Genomic DNA, 15,710 nt, shown 5'->3' on the forward strand with positions numbered 1-15,710 from the left:
CCACCGAACTCGGCCCGAACCACCGAACTCGCGGGCAGGGGCCGCGCAGCAGCGCAGGGGGTCAGCTGAGGCCGAGGTTCCAGGTGACCTGGGGGGTGGGGTACCAGGCGAGGCCCTGGGCGTCCCAGTAGGGGCCGTGGGCGGCGATCCGCTCGCGGAAGGAGTCCCAGTCCCGGCCCTCGCGCGGGGTCCATGCGACCTCGGCCACCGCGGCGAGCCGGGGCAGCAGCATGGTCATCAGGTCGTCCAGCGAGCGCAGGGTCTCAGTGAAGACGCAGGCCTCGACCCCGATCACCGAGCCCTCCGGCAGGCCGGGCACCACGTCGGCGGGCTCCCACTCGTAGGCGTCGCGCAGCTCGACATGGCCGGCCCACTCCAGGCCGAGGGCGGTGCCGGCGTCGTACTTCATGTCGAGGTAGACCTTCGACGCCGGGGACATCAGCAGCCGGGCGCCCGCCTGCGCGGCGGCGACGAAGGACGCGGGGTCCACACGGGTGTCCCAGTACTGCACGACGGTGCCGGGCTCGAGCGGGGTGTGCGCGATCTCCTGCCAGCCGACCACCTTCTTGCCGGCGGAGCGCACGGCGTCGGAGGCGAGCGCGACCAGGCGGGCGTACTCCTCGGGCTCCATGGTGAGCACCTCGTCGCCGCCGATGTGCACGTACTCCCCGGCGGTGATCGCGGCGACGTCGGCGAAGACCTCGCGCAGGAAGGGCTCGGTGGTGGGCAGGTCGGCGTGCAGGCGGCTGAAGCCGACCTCGATCCCCTGGTAGACGTCGGTCGGCTCGCCGGTCGGGGTCAGGTCGCCGTAGGCGTGCAGGGCGGCGTTCACGTGCCCGGGCACGTCGATCTCCGGCACCACGCGCACCCCGCGCACGGCGGCGAACGCGACCAGGGCCTCGAACTCCTCGGTGGTGAGGAAGCCGCCGGGGTCGCCGTCCACGGCGGTCGGCCCGGAGCGCTCGGCGAGCAGCGGCCGGGACGGCAGGTCGATCCGCCAGCCCTGGTCGTCGGACAGGTGCAGGTGCAGCACGTTGAGCTTGTAGTACGCCATCAGCTCGATGACGACGCGCAGGTCGCCGGGGCCGAAGAAGTGCCGGGCCAGGTCGAGCGACAGCCCGCGCCAGCCGTGCACCGGGGCGTCCTCGACGTGCACCGGCCAGGCGGCGTAGGTGTCCCGGTACGGGCGCAGCAGCTGGTGCAGGGTCGCGAGCCCGCGCACCAGCCCCTCCGGGGAACCGGCCTCGATCTCGACGCGCTCGGCGGAGACGTCCACCCGGTAGTGCTCGCCCGGGTGGGCGGCGGGGTCGACGCGCAGGGCGACGTCACCGGGCTGGTCCGGTTCGGCGACCTCGCGGTAGCGGACCTCGACGGTGGAGCCGGACACCCGGCTCAGCACCTCGGCGGCGAGGACGCCGAGCGAGACCTCGGCCGGCTCGGTGCCGACGGTGACGGTGGTGGCGGCGTCCACGACGAACGGCGCCCCGGTCCGGGTCTCCACCAGCGTGGGGGCCGGGACGAGACGGGGCGGGGTGGTCGGAGCGGGCACGGCAGTCCTTCCGGAGGGTCGGGTCGTCGACGGGCACACGGCCCGGCCCCCGGGGGACAGTCTGCAACGTCGCAGCCCTCCCGCGTGACCGGTTCGGGGGTTTCCGCAGCCGGGTCTCGTGAACGTGCCTGTCTCCACGGTGACCCCGCGCGGGCCGGTCCGCATCACGAGGGCGTCACGATCGCGCATCGGTCCTGCGCGATCGGCCACGCGGGCGGTCACCGCGCCCCTACTGTCGGCGCCATGCGGACGACGACAGCAGGTCAGGGGCTCGTGGGGCGACGCGTCCGGCGCGGGGCCGCCGGGGCGGTGGTGGCGCTCGTGCTGGTGCTCGCCGGCTGCTCGGCCGGCGCGGACGACGCCAGCAGCACGGGCGGCGAGGCGGCGGCGCAGCAGGACGCCGGCGACGGGTTCGCCGCCTCCGGCGACGTGCAGGACTCCTCCGCCTCCGGGGACGACGGGGCCGCCGTGGGCACGCCGGTGTCTGCGGACGCCGCCGGCCGCCAGGTGATCACCACCGGGGAGGTCGCCCTGGTCGCGGAGGACCCGCGGGCCGCCGCCGACGCGGTGGTGCAGGCGGTGGAGGCCGCCGGCGGGCGGGTGGACGGGCGTCAGCAGTCCACCACCACCGCCACCGGAACCGCGGAGGGCGACGCCCCCGTCGGCGAAGGATCCTGGGCCCGGCTCACCGTGCGGGTGCCCGCCGACGAGGTCACCCCGACCGTGGACGCGCTGGACGCGATCGGCACCGTGTCCACCCTCGACATCCGCTCCGAGGACGTCACCGGCACCGCGCAGGACCTGGACGCACGGATCCGCGCCACCGAGATCTCGGTGACCCGCCTGGAGGACCTGCTGTCCCGCGCGACCACCAGCGCCGACGTGATCGCCGCCGAGCAGACGCTCTCCGAGCGGCAGAGCACGCTGGAACAGCTGGAGTCGGAGCGGGCCCGGCTGTCCGAGCAGGTCGCGCTGTCCACGCTGACGATCAGCATCACCACCGATCCCGTCGTGGTGGCGGAGACGCAGGAGGAGGACGGGTTCCTCGACGGGCTGGCCGCCGGGTGGACCGGGCTGCTGACCGTGCTGCGGGTGGCGCTGGTCGTGGTCGGTGCGGTGCTGCCGTGGGCGGTGCTGGCCGGTCTGGTGCTCGCGGTGGTGCTGTGGGTGCGGCGGTGGCTGCGCGCACGACGCCCGGCCGTGCCGACCGCCGAGCCGGTGCCGGTCGTGGCGGCGCCGGGGCCCGACCTGCCGCGTGCGCCGCAGGTCCCCGGGGACGACCGGCGCTGAAGGTCAGGCGCGGGCGGGCACCGCGTCCGGGTCGGTGGCGGCCAGCCGGCGGGCCAGCACCGCGCAGGTGGCGAGCTGGATCTGATGGAAGATGATCACCGGCAGCGCGACCCCCGCGGCGGCGACCGGCCCGAACAGCACGGTCGCCATCGGCAGACCGGTGGCCAGGCTCTTCTTCGACCCGCACATGAGCAGGGCGATCCGGTCCGGGCGGCGCAGGCCGATCCACCGCCCGCCGGCCCAGGTGAGCGCGAGCATCGCGGCCAGCAGCGCGGCGCACACCAGCACCAGCACGATCAGCACCGTCGCGGTCAGCCCGGACCACGCGCCGGAGCGCTGCGCCTCGGACACCGAGCCGTAGGCGACCAGCAGGATCGTGCCGCGATCCGTGAGCAGCGTGACGATCTTGTGCGAGCGGATCCAGCCGCCGATCCACGGCTGCACGATCTGACCCAGCACGAAGGGCAGCAGCAGCTGGAGCAGGGTGCCGCCGGCCGAGCCGCCCACCGGGCCGCCCGCGCGGGACATCAGCACGCCGACCAGCAGCGGGGTCAGCACGATCCCGAGCACGTTGGAGACGGTGGCCCCGCAGATCGCCCCGGCGACGTTGCCGCGCGCGATCGAGGTGAAGACCACCGAGGACTGGATCGTGGACGGCAGCAGCGCCAGGTAGAGCAGACCGGTCTGCAGCTCGGCGGGCAGCACCGAGGTCGGCAGCAGCTGCACCGCGAGGCCGAGCACCGGGAACACCAGGTAGGTGGCGGCGAGCATCCCGCCCTGCAGGCGCCAGTTCCGCAGGCCGTCCCAGACCTCCTGGGTGGCCATCCGCGCGCCGTACAGGAAGAACAGCAGCACCACCGCGGCGGTGGACACGTGGTCCAGCACGGTCGCGACGCCGCCGGAGGCCGGGGCCAGCAGACCGAGCACGAAGACCGCGACGATCATCGCGACCAGCGGGTCGACCCAGGTACGGATCGCGGTCCAGGTGCGGGACCACGGCCCCGGGGTGGTGGGGGTGGTCTCGTGCGGCACCCGGACATCTTGCCACCGCCGCAGGTCGGCCTCGTGTTCACGGCGCGTTCGCCCGGCGGCGGCACAGTGCGCTCATCCGCACCTCACATCCCCGGGAAGGTCTCTGCGTGCACACCCTCCGACGTCTGCCGGCTGCGCTGCCGGCCACCCTCGCGGCCGCCGTGCTGCTGCTCACCGTCCCCGCCGCCGGCGCCCTGGCCGCCGACGACCCCGCGCCCACCGATCCGGCGATCGGCGCGCTGGTGATCAACGAGGTCGAGTCCAACGGCGACGACACCGACTGGATCGAGCTGATGAACACCGGCCCGGTCGCGCTCGACCTGAGCGGCTTCGTGATCAAGGACAACGACGACTCGCGGACCGACGCGATCGCGGCCGGCACCACGATCGCCCCGGGCGCACTGCTGGTCCTGGAGGGCGAGACCGCCACCGACCCCGACTTCACCTTCGGCCTGGGCGGCAACGACGCGGCGCGGATCTTCCTGCCGGACGGCACCACCCTGGTCGCCGAGCACGCGTGGACCGCGCACGCCACCACCACCTACGGGCGCTGCCCCGACGGCACCGGCGACTTCGCCACCACCAGCACCTCCACCCAGGGCCTGCCGAACGACTGCCGGCCGGCCGTGCGGATCAACGAGATCGAGTCCTCCGGCGGCACCCCCGGCGACTGGGTCGAGCTGGTCAACGTCGGCACCGGCGCCCTCGACGTGAGCGGCCTGGTGCTCAGCGACTCGGACGACACCCACGCGTACCCGATCCCGGCCGGCACCACGATCGCCGAGGGCGGGTTCCTGGTGCTGGAGGAGGCCGACTTCGACTTCGGGCTCGGCGGGGCGGACAGCGTCCGGCTGTTCCAGACCGACGGCAGCACCCTGATCGACGAGTACGCCTGGACCGCGCACGCGGGCACCACCTACGGGCGCTGCCCGGACGGCACCGGCGAGTTCGCCACCACCGACCGCGCGACCAAGGGCTCCGGCAACGTCTGCGGCGGCGGGGTCGCCCCCGAGGCGTGGCCGGGCGGATCCGCGGTGCGCACCCTCGACGCGGCGGGCACCTACGCCGGTGACATGAGCGGCATCGACTACCAGCCCTCCGGCACCAGCGCCCCGGGCACGCTGTGGGCGGTGCAGAACGGCGACGGCCTGCTCTACAAGATCGTGCCCGACGGCCAGGGCGGCTGGGCTCCGGCCACCGCCGACGGCTGGTCCGCCGGCAAGACGCTGGCCTACCCGGCCGGCACCGACCTGCCCGGATCCGTGGTGGACGCCGAGGGCGTGACCCTGGTGGCCGACGACCCGGCGAACGGCGTCTACGTCTCCTCCGAGCGCGACGGCGGCGCGGCCAGCGGGGCCAGCCGGCCCTCGGTGCTGCGCTACGACGTGACCGGGTCCGCGAGCACGCTGGTGGCGACGCGCGAGTGGAACCTCGCCGCCGACTTCCCCAATCTCGGCGCGAACGCGGGGCTGGAGGGGATCACCTGGATCCCGGACAGCTACCTGACCGCGCACGGGTTCGCGGTGGACGGCGGCGCGCGCTACGTGCCGACCGCCTACCCCGGTCACGGTGACGGCCTGTTCTTCATCGGCGTCGAGGGCACCGCCTCCGTCTACGCCTACGCGCTGAACGCCGACGGCACCTTCGCGCGCCTCGCGACGATCACCACGGACTTCGCCCTGGTGGCCGACGTGCAGTTCGACGCCGAGCAGGCCGCGCTGTGGGTGGTCTGCGACGAGGCCTGCGCCGGGCGCACCGCGCTCTACGAGATCGGTGCCGACGGCGCCTTCGCCGCCACGCACGTCTACGAGCGGCCCGCCGGCATGGCGAACCTGGCGAACGAGGGCTTCGCGGTCGCCCCGCAGGCCGAGTGCGTCGACGGCAGCAAGGCGACCTTCTACGTGGACGACGCCGCCACCGACGGGCACTCGCTGCGCGGCGGGACGATCGCGTGCACGGTGCCGGACCCCGGGACCACGCCGACCGATCCCGGCACGCCGACCGACCCGGGGACGACGCCGACGCCCCCGACCGACCCGGGCACCACGCCGAGCACCGGCGCGCCGGTGGCGGTCGACCCGGCGACGATGACCCCGGCGACACGGAACGGCGTCTCGGCCCCGGCCCGCGCCACCGCGGGCGGCGAGGTCACCGTCTTCGTCGGGCTCGCGTACGCCGGGCAGACCGTGGACGTGTGGCTGCACTCGACGCCGGTGCACCTGGGCCGGGTCGAGGTGCGCGCCGACGGGCGGGTGCGGGTCGCGCTGCCGGCCGACGCCCCGGCGGGCGCGCACCGGGTGGCCGTGGTCGCCGCCGACGGCACGCTGATCGGCTGGGACGCGTTGCAGGTGGTCGCGGCGCGCTCGGCGGCCGGGCAGCTGGCGGTCACCGGCAGCGAGGGGGCGCCGCTGGCCGCCTCGGGCGCGGCGCTGGTCGCGGCCGGTGCGCTGCTGGTGCTGGCCCGCGGGGCGCGTCGCCGGGCCGCGGGGTCAGGCGCCGCAGAGATCTGATCCACACCCCAGGTACGACGAAGGCCCGCCGGAGGATCGCTCCCCCGGCGGGCCTTCCGCCTGTCAGCCCGACGCGGCGTCAGAGCACCGCCGCCGCGGTGAGCTGCGACAGCGGCTCGGACAGCGCGTCCACCGCGTCCGCCAGCTCGCGCACCTGGTCCTCGGTCAGGTCGGTGTACAGCGTGAACCCGGCGTCGAAAGAGCCCTGCGCGGCCAGCAGAGCGTCCAGCGCGTCGAACCGCTCGTGCAGCTCGTCCACCAGGTCGGGGTCGGACTGCTCGACCACCGGCTCCAGCACCCCGAAGGCCACCCGGGCGCCGTCCACGTTCGCGGCGAAGTCCCACAGGTCGGTGTGCGACCAGAACTCCTCCTCGCCGGTGACCTTGCCGGTGGCGACCTCGTCCAGCAGCTCCTTGGCGCCGTTGCCCACCTGGTCGGCGGTCACGGTGAAGCCGTCGGCGTGCACCCGGTCGTACAGCTCCTGGGTGTCGGCGAGCAGCTTGTCGGCGTACTCGGCGCGCTCCTCGGTGGTCAGCGGCGGGGCGTAGGCCGGGTCGGCGGCGTCCACCGGCCACAGGTCCTTCTCCAGCCGGTGCCAGCCGGTCCACTCCTCGCCCTCGGCCAGGTCGGCCTCGCGGGCGTCCATCATCGGGTCGAGGTCGCCGAAGGACTCGGCCACCGGCTCCACCCGCTCCCACGGCACGCGGGCGGTGGCGTAGGTGGCGCGGGCGGTGTCGTCGTCGCCGGCCTTGTACGCGGCGACCCAGGTCTCGGTCAGCGCGAGCAGCTGCTCGGTCTGGTCCTTGACGTAGAACACGTACTGCTCGGCGGCGGCGGTCAGCTGCTCGCCGTGCTCGCCGGTCGGGCCGACCTCCTGGCCGGAGTCGGTCACCGTGAAGGCGTTGCGGATGCCGTCGCCGACCATGCCCGGCTTGCACGCGGTCACGTAGGTGCCGGGCTGCACCTGGACCACCAGGTCGCGGGTCAGGCCGGGACCGACGTTCTCCACCTCGGAGATGATCCGCAGGCCGTCCTCGGCCAGCAGGTAGAACTCGGTGATGTCGTCGCCCGAGTTGCTGACCGTGAACACGATCGAGCCGCTGGGCGCCTCGGCGGTCGAGACGTCGCAGGCGTCGGCCGAGGAGTCGACCGTGATCGCGGTCGGCCCGCCGCTGCCCGAGCCGTCGGCGGTCGGCGCGGCGTTGTCCACGCAGGCCGAGGTCAGGAGCAGGGTGGCGACCGCCACTGCCCCGAGGGGAGCCAGGCGTCGGTTCATACGTGTTCTCCGTGCGTCGTCGGGGTGGGGTGCGCGTCCTGCGGGGGTGCGGCGACCGTGGGGGCGGCCGGGCGCGGGCGAGGGCGACGCCAGACGACGAGCAGGAACGCGGTCATCGTCGGCACGAGGTACACCAGCCACGCGGCGAGCTTGAGCCAGGTGGTCGCCGGTGCGAAGTTGAAGACGCCGAACAGCAGCGAGCCGTACCAGGAGGTCGGCGGGATCGTGCCGGAGACGTCGAAGGCGAGGTTGTTCAGGCCGGGCAGCACGCCGGCCTCCTGCAGGTCGTAGACGCCGTAGGAGACGACGCCCGCCGCGACGACCACCAGGAACAGCCCGGTCCAGGCGAAGAACCGGCGCAGGTCGATCCGCACCGCCCCGCGGTAGATCAGCCAGCCGAGCACCACGGCCACGCCGATCCCGGCCACCGCGCCGACCACCGGCTCCCAGGTGGTCCCGGCGGACTGCGCGCCCGCCCAGAGGAACAGCGCGGTCTCCAGGCCCTCGCGGCCGACGGCGACCAGCGCCATCCAGAACACCGCCGAGCCACCGTTGGCCATCGCCCGGTCCAGCCCGGCCTCCAGATCGCGCCGCAGGTACCGGGCGGTCTTCGCCATCCAGAAGATCATCCAGGTCAGCAGACCCGCCGCGACCAGCGACAACGTGCCGCCGATGATCTCCTGCGCCTCGAAGGTCAGCCCCTGGGGGCCGAAGGTCAGCAGAGCGCCGAAGCCGAGCGAGACCACCACCGCCAGACCCACGCCGGCCCAGAGCCGGACGAGCTGGTCGCGGCGGCCCGACTTCACCAGGTAGGCGACGAGGATGCCGACCACCAGCGAGGCCTCGAGCCCCTCGCGCAGGCCGATCAGGAAGTTGGCGACGAACATGACGCTCCGTGCGGTCCGGTCACGCCCGGGACCAGCCAGGTTAGCCTTACCTCAGCAGCGCGGGGACAAGAGTGGACCCTGACCAGCCTGCGCGCAAGCACCGCCCGGATGCTGGCGCCGAATCACTCCGTCATCGGCAGCACGTCATAGGTCAGGTGCGCGAACTGGCCGAAGCGCTCGACGTCCCGCAGCCGCAGCCGGTCCGGCCCCAGCCGACGCGGCAGCACCGGCGCTCCCCCGGTCAGCGCCGCCGGGGCCACCGACAGCTGGATCTCGTCCAGCGCCCCCGCATCGAGGAACTGCCCCGCCAGGTCACCACCGCCGACCACCCACACGTCGCCGTCGGCCGCCAGGTCGCGGAGCATCGGCAGCGCGTCGGCCACCGCACCGCGCACGAAGCGCACGTCCGCCCCCGCCGGCACCGGCAGCTCCCGGGTGGTGAACACGACCATCGGCCGCTCGCCGTAGTACGTCGGCCACTTCCCCGGCTGCGCGAGCAGGTCCTCCTCGCGCAGCACCCACTCGTAGGTGGAGGAGCCGGACACCAGCACCGTGATCCCCGCGAGGAAGGCGTCGTGGTCCGGGCGCTCGGAGTCGTCCACCGCGAACAGCCACTCCAGCGAGTGCTCCTCGTCGGCGATCCAACCGTTGACCGTCGTGGCGGTGTTGAGCACGAAGCGCGTCATGGAGCGACGGTAGACCGCGGGTCCGACATCCGGGACGGCACGAGGCCCGGGACCGCGGGGGTCCCGGGCCTCGTGATCAGCCGTGATCAGCCGTTGGTGACGATCAGCGACTCGTAGATGAACATCGACGGCTCGATCTCGATCACGAGCTGCGCCGGGTCGGCCACCGCGTACGCCAGCGGGAACGTCACCGAGGCGCCCGGCAGCACGGCCGTGGACGGGCGTCCGTCCATCGTCACGCTGTCGTAGATCTCGGTCGCCTCGGTGCCCGCCGAGCTGGCAGTCGAGTAGAACAGGACCGGGTCGAAGTTCTCCGCGGTGCCGTTCGCGATCGTCACGTTCATGACGATGTAGCTCGGGCCGCCCTCCAGACCGACCGCGTACTCGCCCGGCGTGTACGGCTGCGGGGCGCCGACGGTGATCTCCAGGCCGTCCTCGTACAGGAAGACCTCGTCGAAGCCGATCGTCATGTCGTCCACGACGGCGGCGTCGTCCGCGGCGTCATCGGCGGCCGGGGCGTCGGCGTCGGTGTCGTCGGCCGGCTGGTCGGCCTCCTGCTCGATCTGCTGCGAGGCGTCGTCCAGGGCGTCCGACACCTCGTCCAGCACCGCGGAGTAGAAGATCTGCGACACGATCACACCGGTGATCGCCACCACCGCCATGATGATGCCGGCGATGCCCATGCCCTTGCCCTGCTGCTTGCCCTTGCCGATCTGGACCAGGGCGATGATGCCCACCACCAGGCCGGCCAGCGCGAGCACGAACGCCAGGTTGTTGACGATCGGCACCAGGCACAGCACCACGGCGACGATCCCGAGGATCATCGAGGTGAGCGCGAGGCCCTTCTTCGGCGCGGCGCCGACCGGACCGCCCGGCACGCCGGGACCCGGGTAGGGGTAGGCCGCCGCCTGCGGGGCGCCGTAGCCCGGGGCCTGCGGCGCGGCGTAGGCCGGGGCGCCGTAGGCGGGGGCCGCGTCGGCACCGGGCACGCCGCCGTACACCGGCGCGGCCGGGGCCGCGGGGGCGCCGGGAGCCGCGGGGGCGCCGTACTGCGGGGCCGGGTACGCCGGGGTGGTGCCGTCCTGCGGCACGCCCGTGGGCACACCCGGTTCCGGAGGGGTCGAGGTCACGTGAGCATGCTCCTTCGCACGGGGAGGGGACGGCGGGCGGGCCCGCCTGGTTCTGTGATCGGCCTGTGAACCTACCGGCTGGAGCCGACATCGTCGCTGATCACCCGTATGCCATGGTCACGGCGGTCGGCCCGGTGCTCACCTGCCGGGTGCGCGCGGGGTGGATGACCGCGGGTCAGGAGGCGGTGCTGCACCTGCCCGCCGGGCTGCGCAGGGTGCTGCTGCCCGTCTGACCCCGCGCACGGGGCCGGTGGTGGGCCTGTGTGGCGATCTTCGCGGCCGTGGTGGCGCCTGACCTCGCGCACGGGCCGGCGGTCTTCTGCGGGACGACACCCGGGGACCACCCGCCGGGAGAACGACGACGGCCCGGGATCCGTGGATCCCGGGCCGTCGACTCGGTGGAGCTGAGGGGATTCGAACCCCTGACCTTCTCATTGCGAACGAGACGCGCTACCAACTGCGCCACAGCCCCAGATGCGGTGATCAGCCTAGCACCCGTCCCGGGCTGCTCACGACACCGCCCGGCGCCGTCACATCCCGGCGGCGCGGCGCCGGGCGAGCACCGCGTCGAGGTCGATCGAGCCGGTGGGGGTGCCGTCGGCCTCGACCGCGGCACCGGGCGCGAGCGGGGTGCCCGTGGGGGCCTCGGCGCGCGCCGCCGGGGCGGCCTCGGCGGTGGTCTCCTCGGCGGCCGGGGCAGCGGGCGCGGCCGGGGCGGTCGTGGCGGCGGGGCGGGCGGCGGTGGATCCCTCGACCTCGCCCAGCGGGGCCGGCTCCCGGCGCGGGGCGCTGGCCTTCATCGTGTAGGTGGGGGCGGGCACCGGCACCGGCGCCCACGAGTCGCCCTCGCGACCGCCGGACCACACCCGCCCGGCACGCTCGGTCTCGGTGCTCACCTGCGGGATCGCCTGGGTCTCGGTGGCGGAGGCGCGCACGGCGCGACCGGCGGCGGTGGTGCGGCCCGGGCGGGCGGCGACGCTGCGACGGGCCTGCTCGGTGGCGGCCTCGATCCGGCGCTGCCACTCGGCCTCGGCCTGCTGGCCCTGCACGACCGCCCGACGGCCGAGGCCGACCACGGAGACGAGCAGCACGCTCGGCGCGACGGCGGCCAGCAGCGGCGTCGCGGTGACGGCGACCAGCACCCAGGTCACGGCGGTGGCGGCGGCGAGCACCCCGGCGAGGGCACCCCGGCGACGGGCGGCGGCACCGCGACGGGCGGTCGCGGCCGCGTGGGCGGCGTGCAGGGTCGCGGCGCGACGGATCGCGTCGGCGCCGATCCGGTCCTGCGTGCCGTGGGGTCGGTCCACGTCGCTGCCTCCACTGTCCGCCCCGGACGTCGTCACGACCGGGGCCCCGGTGCCTGCGTGCAGCAGGCCGGTGCGCTTCTGGTCCTCCCGGGCGCAGTCCGGCCGGACGGCCCGGGCGACGTCGGCGCGCTGCCGGTGGCCCGACCCCTCGGGGCCGGTCACGGCGAGCACCCGCAACGCCGCCGAGAACCGGTCGTCGGTCCGCGACTCGAGAAGCTGCTGCCGGTGCCGCAGCTTGTGCGGCACCAGGTACGCGATCCACAGGCCGACCACCACCAGGGCTGCCGGTCCCGCGAACTCGTACACCCCACGACGGTAGGTGCCGTCAACCCCTGGTCCCGGCAGGGTCTCCGGCGTGTCGAGCACGGGGAATCACACTGCTGTGATTCCACCCCCGCCCGGGCGCGTCGCCCGCCAGCGCGCGAGCAGCCCGCCGGGCACCTCCTCGGCGGTCAGCGCGAAGGTCCGGTGGTCCCGCCAGACGCCCTGGATGTGCAGGTAGCGCTCGCGCACGCCCTCGTCCCGGAAGCCCAGCTTCTCCACCACGCGCAGCGAGGGGCCGTTCTCCGGGCGGATGTTGATCTCGACCCGGTGCAGGCCGAGACCGCCGAAGCAGTGGTCGGCGGCCAGCGCCACCGCGGTCGGCGTGATGCCGAGGCCGGCGACGTGCTGGGAGATCCAGTAGCCGATCGACGCCGAGTACAGCGAGCCGTAGGTGATCCCGGAGACCGTGAGCTGCCCGACCAGCGCGCCCTCGTGCTCCACCGCGAACGGCAGCGACCCGCCCTGGCGCCCCTGCCGGTCCAGCGTCCGCACGAACTGCCCGAACGTCGGCCGCCGCCCCTCCACCGGCACCGGCGAGGTCGCGTCCCACGGCTCGAGCCAGCCCGCGTTCTCCGCACGCAGCCGCATCCATGCCGCCTCGTCCGACCGGCGCAGGGCGCGCAGCCGCACCGGCCCCTCGGTCAGCACCACCGGCCAGCCGCCGGTCATCAGCCCTCCAGCACCAGGCAGTGCACGACCTGCCCGGCACCGATCACGGTGTCCTGCTCGCCGACCACCGCGAGCGCGTTCGCCTGCGCCAGCGCACCGATCGACCAGGTCACCGGATCGCCCACCGGCGTCACCCGGTAGCCCTCGCGCGGGGTGCCGACCACCGCGGCGGGCACGAACTGGCGCACCCCCTCCGGCGAGGACCACGCCACCTCGGCGCGCGCGGTCACCGACGGGCGGAACAGGTCGGTGTGCCCGGCCATCGCCCGCAGCGCCGGCCGCACGAACACCTCGAAGGCCACCTGCGCCGCCACCGGGTGCCCGGGCAGCGCGAACAGCGGCACCGGTCGGTCGTGGCCGCCGTCGCTGCCGCTCACCGTGCCGAAGCCGTGCCGGAACCCCGGCGACATCGCCACCTGGTCGAACCGCACGGTGCCCAGCGGGGCCAGCACGTCCGCCAGCGTGTCGTGCGCGTACTCGGACAGGCCACCGGTGGTCACCACCACGTCGGCGCGCACCAGCTGGTCCTCCAGCGCCTCGCGCAGCACCGCCCGGTCGTCGGTCACCACGCCGACCCGCACCGGTGCGGCGCCGGTGTCGCGCACCGCCGCCTCCAGCGCGTGACCGGCCGCCTCGTACACGCCGCCGTCCCGCCCCGCGGCACCCGGCTCGACCAGCTCGGAGCCGATCGACACGATCACCACGCGCGGGGCCGGGTGCACCCGCAGGCGTCCACGACCCAGCGCGGCGGCCACCGCGAGCTGACGGGCGGCCAGGCGGGTCCCGGCGGCCAGCACCACCCGGCCCGCGACCGCGTCGGCGCCGGCGGCGCGCACGCCCTCGCCCGGCACCGGCAGCCGGTGCAGGGCCACCCGCACCGACCCGCGATCGGTGTCGTCGGCCGGCACCACCGCGTCGGCGCCCCCGGGCAGCGGCCCGCCGGACGCGATCCGGACCGCCTGGCCCGGCGCGAGCCGCAGCGCCGCGGGATCACCGGCGAGCACGTCGTGCGCGACCGGCACCACCACGGGCGCCCCGGGCACCGGCGTGCGCAGGTCACCGGTGGCGACCGCGTAGCCGTCGTACGCCGCGACCGGGACCGCCGGCACGGAGGCGGGGGCGACCAGGTCCTCCGCGAGGATGGTGCCCGACGCGTCCGCGAGCACGACGTCGAGCGGGGCCACCGGCCCGACCGCGGCCAGCACCGCGGCGAGCTGGTCCTGCACGGATCTCATGAGCGCATTCTGCACGCACCGGGGCGTGCGGCCCACGAGGCGGCCCGGGGCGTGCCGTGATCGGCGCGTCCCGGGCCCCCGTGGACGTCGTGGCCGGTCAGGAGTCCAGACCCGCCACGTACTCGACCAGCCAGGAGCGGAAGTCCGGCCCGAGGTCGTCCCGGTCGGCCGCGAGCCGCACCGTCGCCTTGAGGTAGTCCAGCCGGTCACCGGTGTCGTAGCGCCGGCCGCGGAACACCACCCCGTACACGCCGCCGCCCTGCTCGGCCGGCATGTCCGCCAGCGTCGCCAGCGCGTCGGTCAGCTGGATCTCGCCACCCCGGCCGGGCTCGGTGCGCCGCAGCACGTCGAAGGCCGCCGGGCTGAGCACGTACCGGCCGATCACCGCGAGGTTGCTCGGCGCCTCCTCCACCGGGGGCTTCTCCACCAGGGCGGTCACCTGCACCTGGTCCGGGTCGTCGCCGCCGTCGACCGGGCGGACCGCCGCCGCGCCGTACAGCGAGATCTGCGAGGGCTCCACCTCCAGCAGGGCGATCACCGATCCGCCGGTGCGCTCCTGCAGGGCGATCATCGTGGGGAGCAGCGGGTCGCGGGCGTCGATCAGGTCGTCGCCCAGCAGCACGGCGAAGGGCTCGTCGCCCACGTGGTCGGCGGCCTGGAGCACCGCGTGGCCCAGGCCCTTCGGCTCGCCCTGCCGGACGACGTGCACGTGCGCGAGCTCGGTGGAGGCGCGCACGGCCTCCAGGCGGGCGGTGTCGCCCTTCTTCTCCAGCGCCCGCTCCACCTCCGGCGCGGAGTCGAAGTGGTCCTCGATGGACCCCTTGTTGCGGCCGGTGATCACGAGCACGTCGTCCAGGCCCGCCGCGGCGGCCTCCTCGACGACGTACTGGATGGCGGGCTTGTCGACGACCGGGAGCATCTCCTTGGGCGTCGCCTTGGTGGCGGGCAGGAAGCGGGTGCCGAGTCCGGCAGCGGGAATGACAGCCTTGTGGATCGTCATGTCCGGACACTAACCGTGAGCCCGAGGTCCTGCCTGCCCTGACACAGATTTGTCACACTAGGAGTCATGAGCGCCGTGGCCCAGCCCTATCCGCACGCCCACGAGGGGCAGGAGGTGACGGAGACCAAGGACGAGATGCGCGGTCTGCTGCGCGCCGCCCGCGCCGCCCGCTCGCCCCGCCGACGGTCCGAGGCCGCCGCCGCCCTGGTCGACGTGCTGCTCACGCTGCCCGCGCTGGAGGGTGCCCGCACCGTCGCCGCCTACTCGGCCCGCCCCACCGAGCCGGACACGCTGCCGCTGCTCGACGCGCTCGACGCCCGCGGGATCACCGTGCTGCTGCCGGTGCTCGGCGCCGGGCTGTCCCGCGAGTGGGCGCGGTACGCCGGTGCCGACGACCTGCTCCAGCGCGCCCCCGGGCGTCCCACCGAGCCGAGCGGGCCGACCCTGGGCGCCGAGGGCCTCGCGCAGGCCGACCTGATCCTCGCCCCCGCGCTCGCCGTCGACACCGCCGGCACCCGGCTCGGCCAGGGCGGCGGCTGGTACGACCGCGCCCTCCAGCACGCCCGCCCCGGCGTGCCCGTGGTCGCGGTGGTCTTCGCCGAGGAGGTCTACGACGCCGACCGCCTGCCGCTGCCCCGCGAGGAGCACGACCGCCCGGTCGACCTGGCGATCACCCCGGAGCGCTGGCTGCCGCTCGGCGGCTGAACCTCCCGGTGAGGGGGCTGGACGACCGGCGTAGTATTGGCACTCGGTCCTGCGGAGTGCCAGCCGCGGTCGCGTCTCGCCGCGACGCCCGGCACGCCGCCACCCATCCG

General features: G+C 74.9%; 13 protein-coding genes and 1 tRNA gene. 3 read left to right on the forward strand and 11 right to left on the reverse strand.

The genetic code is table 11. The features are described from left to right. Positions 1 to 61: 61 nt before the first annotated feature. Positions 62 to 1,549, reverse strand: coding sequence for a family 20 glycosylhydrolase (locus tag ACZ5HG_RS15470; RefSeq protein ID WP_464177886.1), 1,488 nt, complete (start codon positions 1,547 to 1,549; stop codon positions 62 to 64). Between the two features lie 243 nt (positions 1,550 to 1,792). On the opposite strand from ACZ5HG_RS15470, the gene ACZ5HG_RS15475 reads away from it, so the two are divergent. Then, the gene (locus ACZ5HG_RS15475) at positions 1,793 to 2,839 is read left to right on the forward strand and encodes a DUF4349 domain-containing protein (protein ID WP_464177888.1); all 1,047 of its coding nucleotides are present in this window, start codon (positions 1,793 to 1,795) and stop codon (positions 2,837 to 2,839) included. Between the two features lie 3 nt (positions 2,840 to 2,842). Here ACZ5HG_RS15475 and ACZ5HG_RS15480 read toward each other — a convergent pair whose 3' ends face one another. Next, on the reverse strand, positions 2,843 to 3,871 hold the full coding sequence (locus ACZ5HG_RS15480) for a bile acid:sodium symporter family protein (protein ID WP_464177890.1): 1,029 nt from the start codon (positions 3,869 to 3,871) through the stop codon (positions 2,843 to 2,845). A 107-nt stretch (positions 3,872 to 3,978) separates the two neighbouring features. On the opposite strand from ACZ5HG_RS15480, the gene ACZ5HG_RS15485 reads away from it, so the two are divergent. Further along, a complete protein-coding gene (locus ACZ5HG_RS15485) occupies positions 3,979 to 6,381 on the forward strand; it encodes a lamin tail domain-containing protein (protein ID WP_464177893.1) in 2,403 nt (800 codons plus the stop codon). A 79-nt stretch (positions 6,382 to 6,460) separates the two neighbouring features. On the opposite strand, the gene efeO is transcribed toward ACZ5HG_RS15485, so the two are convergent. The 9 genes from efeO to galU form a co-directional block, all read right to left on the reverse strand. Further along, entirely contained in the window at positions 6,461 to 7,657 is a 1,197-nt protein-coding gene (gene efeO / locus ACZ5HG_RS15490) for an iron uptake system protein EfeO (protein ID WP_464177895.1), read from the reverse strand. After that, the gene (gene efeU, locus ACZ5HG_RS15495) at positions 7,654 to 8,544 is read right to left on the reverse strand and encodes an iron uptake transporter permease EfeU (protein ID WP_464177897.1); all 891 of its coding nucleotides are present in this window, start codon (positions 8,542 to 8,544) and stop codon (positions 7,654 to 7,656) included. Before efeU ends, efeO begins: the two co-directional genes overlap by 4 nt. Before the next feature lie 122 nt (positions 8,545 to 8,666). Next, the gene (locus ACZ5HG_RS15500; protein ID WP_464177899.1) at positions 8,667 to 9,230 is read right to left on the reverse strand and encodes a dihydrofolate reductase family protein; all 564 of its coding nucleotides are present in this window, start codon (positions 9,228 to 9,230) and stop codon (positions 8,667 to 8,669) included. 86 nt (positions 9,231 to 9,316) lie between these two features. After that, entirely contained in the window at positions 9,317 to 10,360 is a 1,044-nt protein-coding gene (locus ACZ5HG_RS15505; RefSeq protein WP_464177901.1) for a DUF4190 domain-containing protein, read from the reverse strand. 399 nt (positions 10,361 to 10,759) lie between these two features. Then, positions 10,760 to 10,832: transfer RNA gene (locus ACZ5HG_RS15510), tRNA-Ala, on the reverse strand. Positions 10,833 to 10,890: 58 nt separating this feature from the next. Next, complete coding sequence (locus tag ACZ5HG_RS15515; protein WP_464177903.1) at positions 10,891 to 11,973, reverse strand: hypothetical protein; 1,083 nt, start codon at positions 11,971 to 11,973, stop codon at positions 10,891 to 10,893. Between the two features lie 66 nt (positions 11,974 to 12,039). After that, complete coding sequence (locus ACZ5HG_RS15520; protein WP_464177906.1) at positions 12,040 to 12,660, reverse strand: GNAT family N-acetyltransferase; 621 nt, start codon at positions 12,658 to 12,660, stop codon at positions 12,040 to 12,042. Beyond that, entirely contained in the window at positions 12,660 to 13,895 is a 1,236-nt protein-coding gene (locus tag ACZ5HG_RS15525) for a molybdopterin molybdotransferase MoeA (RefSeq protein ID WP_464177908.1), read from the reverse strand. Before ACZ5HG_RS15525 ends, ACZ5HG_RS15520 begins: the two co-directional genes overlap by 1 nt. A 97-nt stretch (positions 13,896 to 13,992) precedes the next feature. Beyond that, the gene (gene galU, locus ACZ5HG_RS15530; RefSeq protein WP_464177910.1) at positions 13,993 to 14,895 is read right to left on the reverse strand and encodes a UTP--glucose-1-phosphate uridylyltransferase GalU; all 903 of its coding nucleotides are present in this window, start codon (positions 14,893 to 14,895) and stop codon (positions 13,993 to 13,995) included. Between the two features lie 66 nt (positions 14,896 to 14,961). Between galU and ACZ5HG_RS15535 the strand changes: the two genes are divergently transcribed. Then, complete coding sequence (locus tag ACZ5HG_RS15535; protein WP_464177912.1) at positions 14,962 to 15,600, forward strand: 5-formyltetrahydrofolate cyclo-ligase; 639 nt, start codon at positions 14,962 to 14,964, stop codon at positions 15,598 to 15,600. Positions 15,601 to 15,710 lie beyond the last annotated feature (110 nt).

Source organism: Cellulomonas sp. GTC20042, from assembly GCF_055389595.1.

Coding starts and splice junctions, on each gene's coding strand:
- ACZ5HG_RS15520 (WP_464177906.1), bottom strand. CDS start 12,660: ATGACCGGCGGCTGGCCGGTGGTGCTGACCGAGGGGCCGGTGCGGCTG.
- ACZ5HG_RS15475 (WP_464177888.1), top strand. CDS start 1,793: ATGCGGACGACGACAGCAGGTCAGGGGCTCGTGGGGCGACGCGTCCGG.
- efeO (WP_464177895.1), bottom strand. CDS start 7,657: ATGAACCGACGCCTGGCTCCCCTCGGGGCAGTGGCGGTCGCCACCCTG.
- ACZ5HG_RS15535 (WP_464177912.1), top strand. CDS start 14,962: ATGAGCGCCGTGGCCCAGCCCTATCCGCACGCCCACGAGGGGCAGGAG.
- galU (WP_464177910.1), bottom strand. CDS start 14,895: ATGACGATCCACAAGGCTGTCATTCCCGCTGCCGGACTCGGCACCCGC.
- efeU (WP_464177897.1), bottom strand. CDS start 8,544: ATGTTCGTCGCCAACTTCCTGATCGGCCTGCGCGAGGGGCTCGAGGCC.
- ACZ5HG_RS15525 (WP_464177908.1), bottom strand. CDS start 13,895: ATGAGATCCGTGCAGGACCAGCTCGCCGCGGTGCTGGCCGCGGTCGGG.
- ACZ5HG_RS15500 (WP_464177899.1), bottom strand. CDS start 9,230: ATGACGCGCTTCGTGCTCAACACCGCCACGACGGTCAACGGTTGGATC.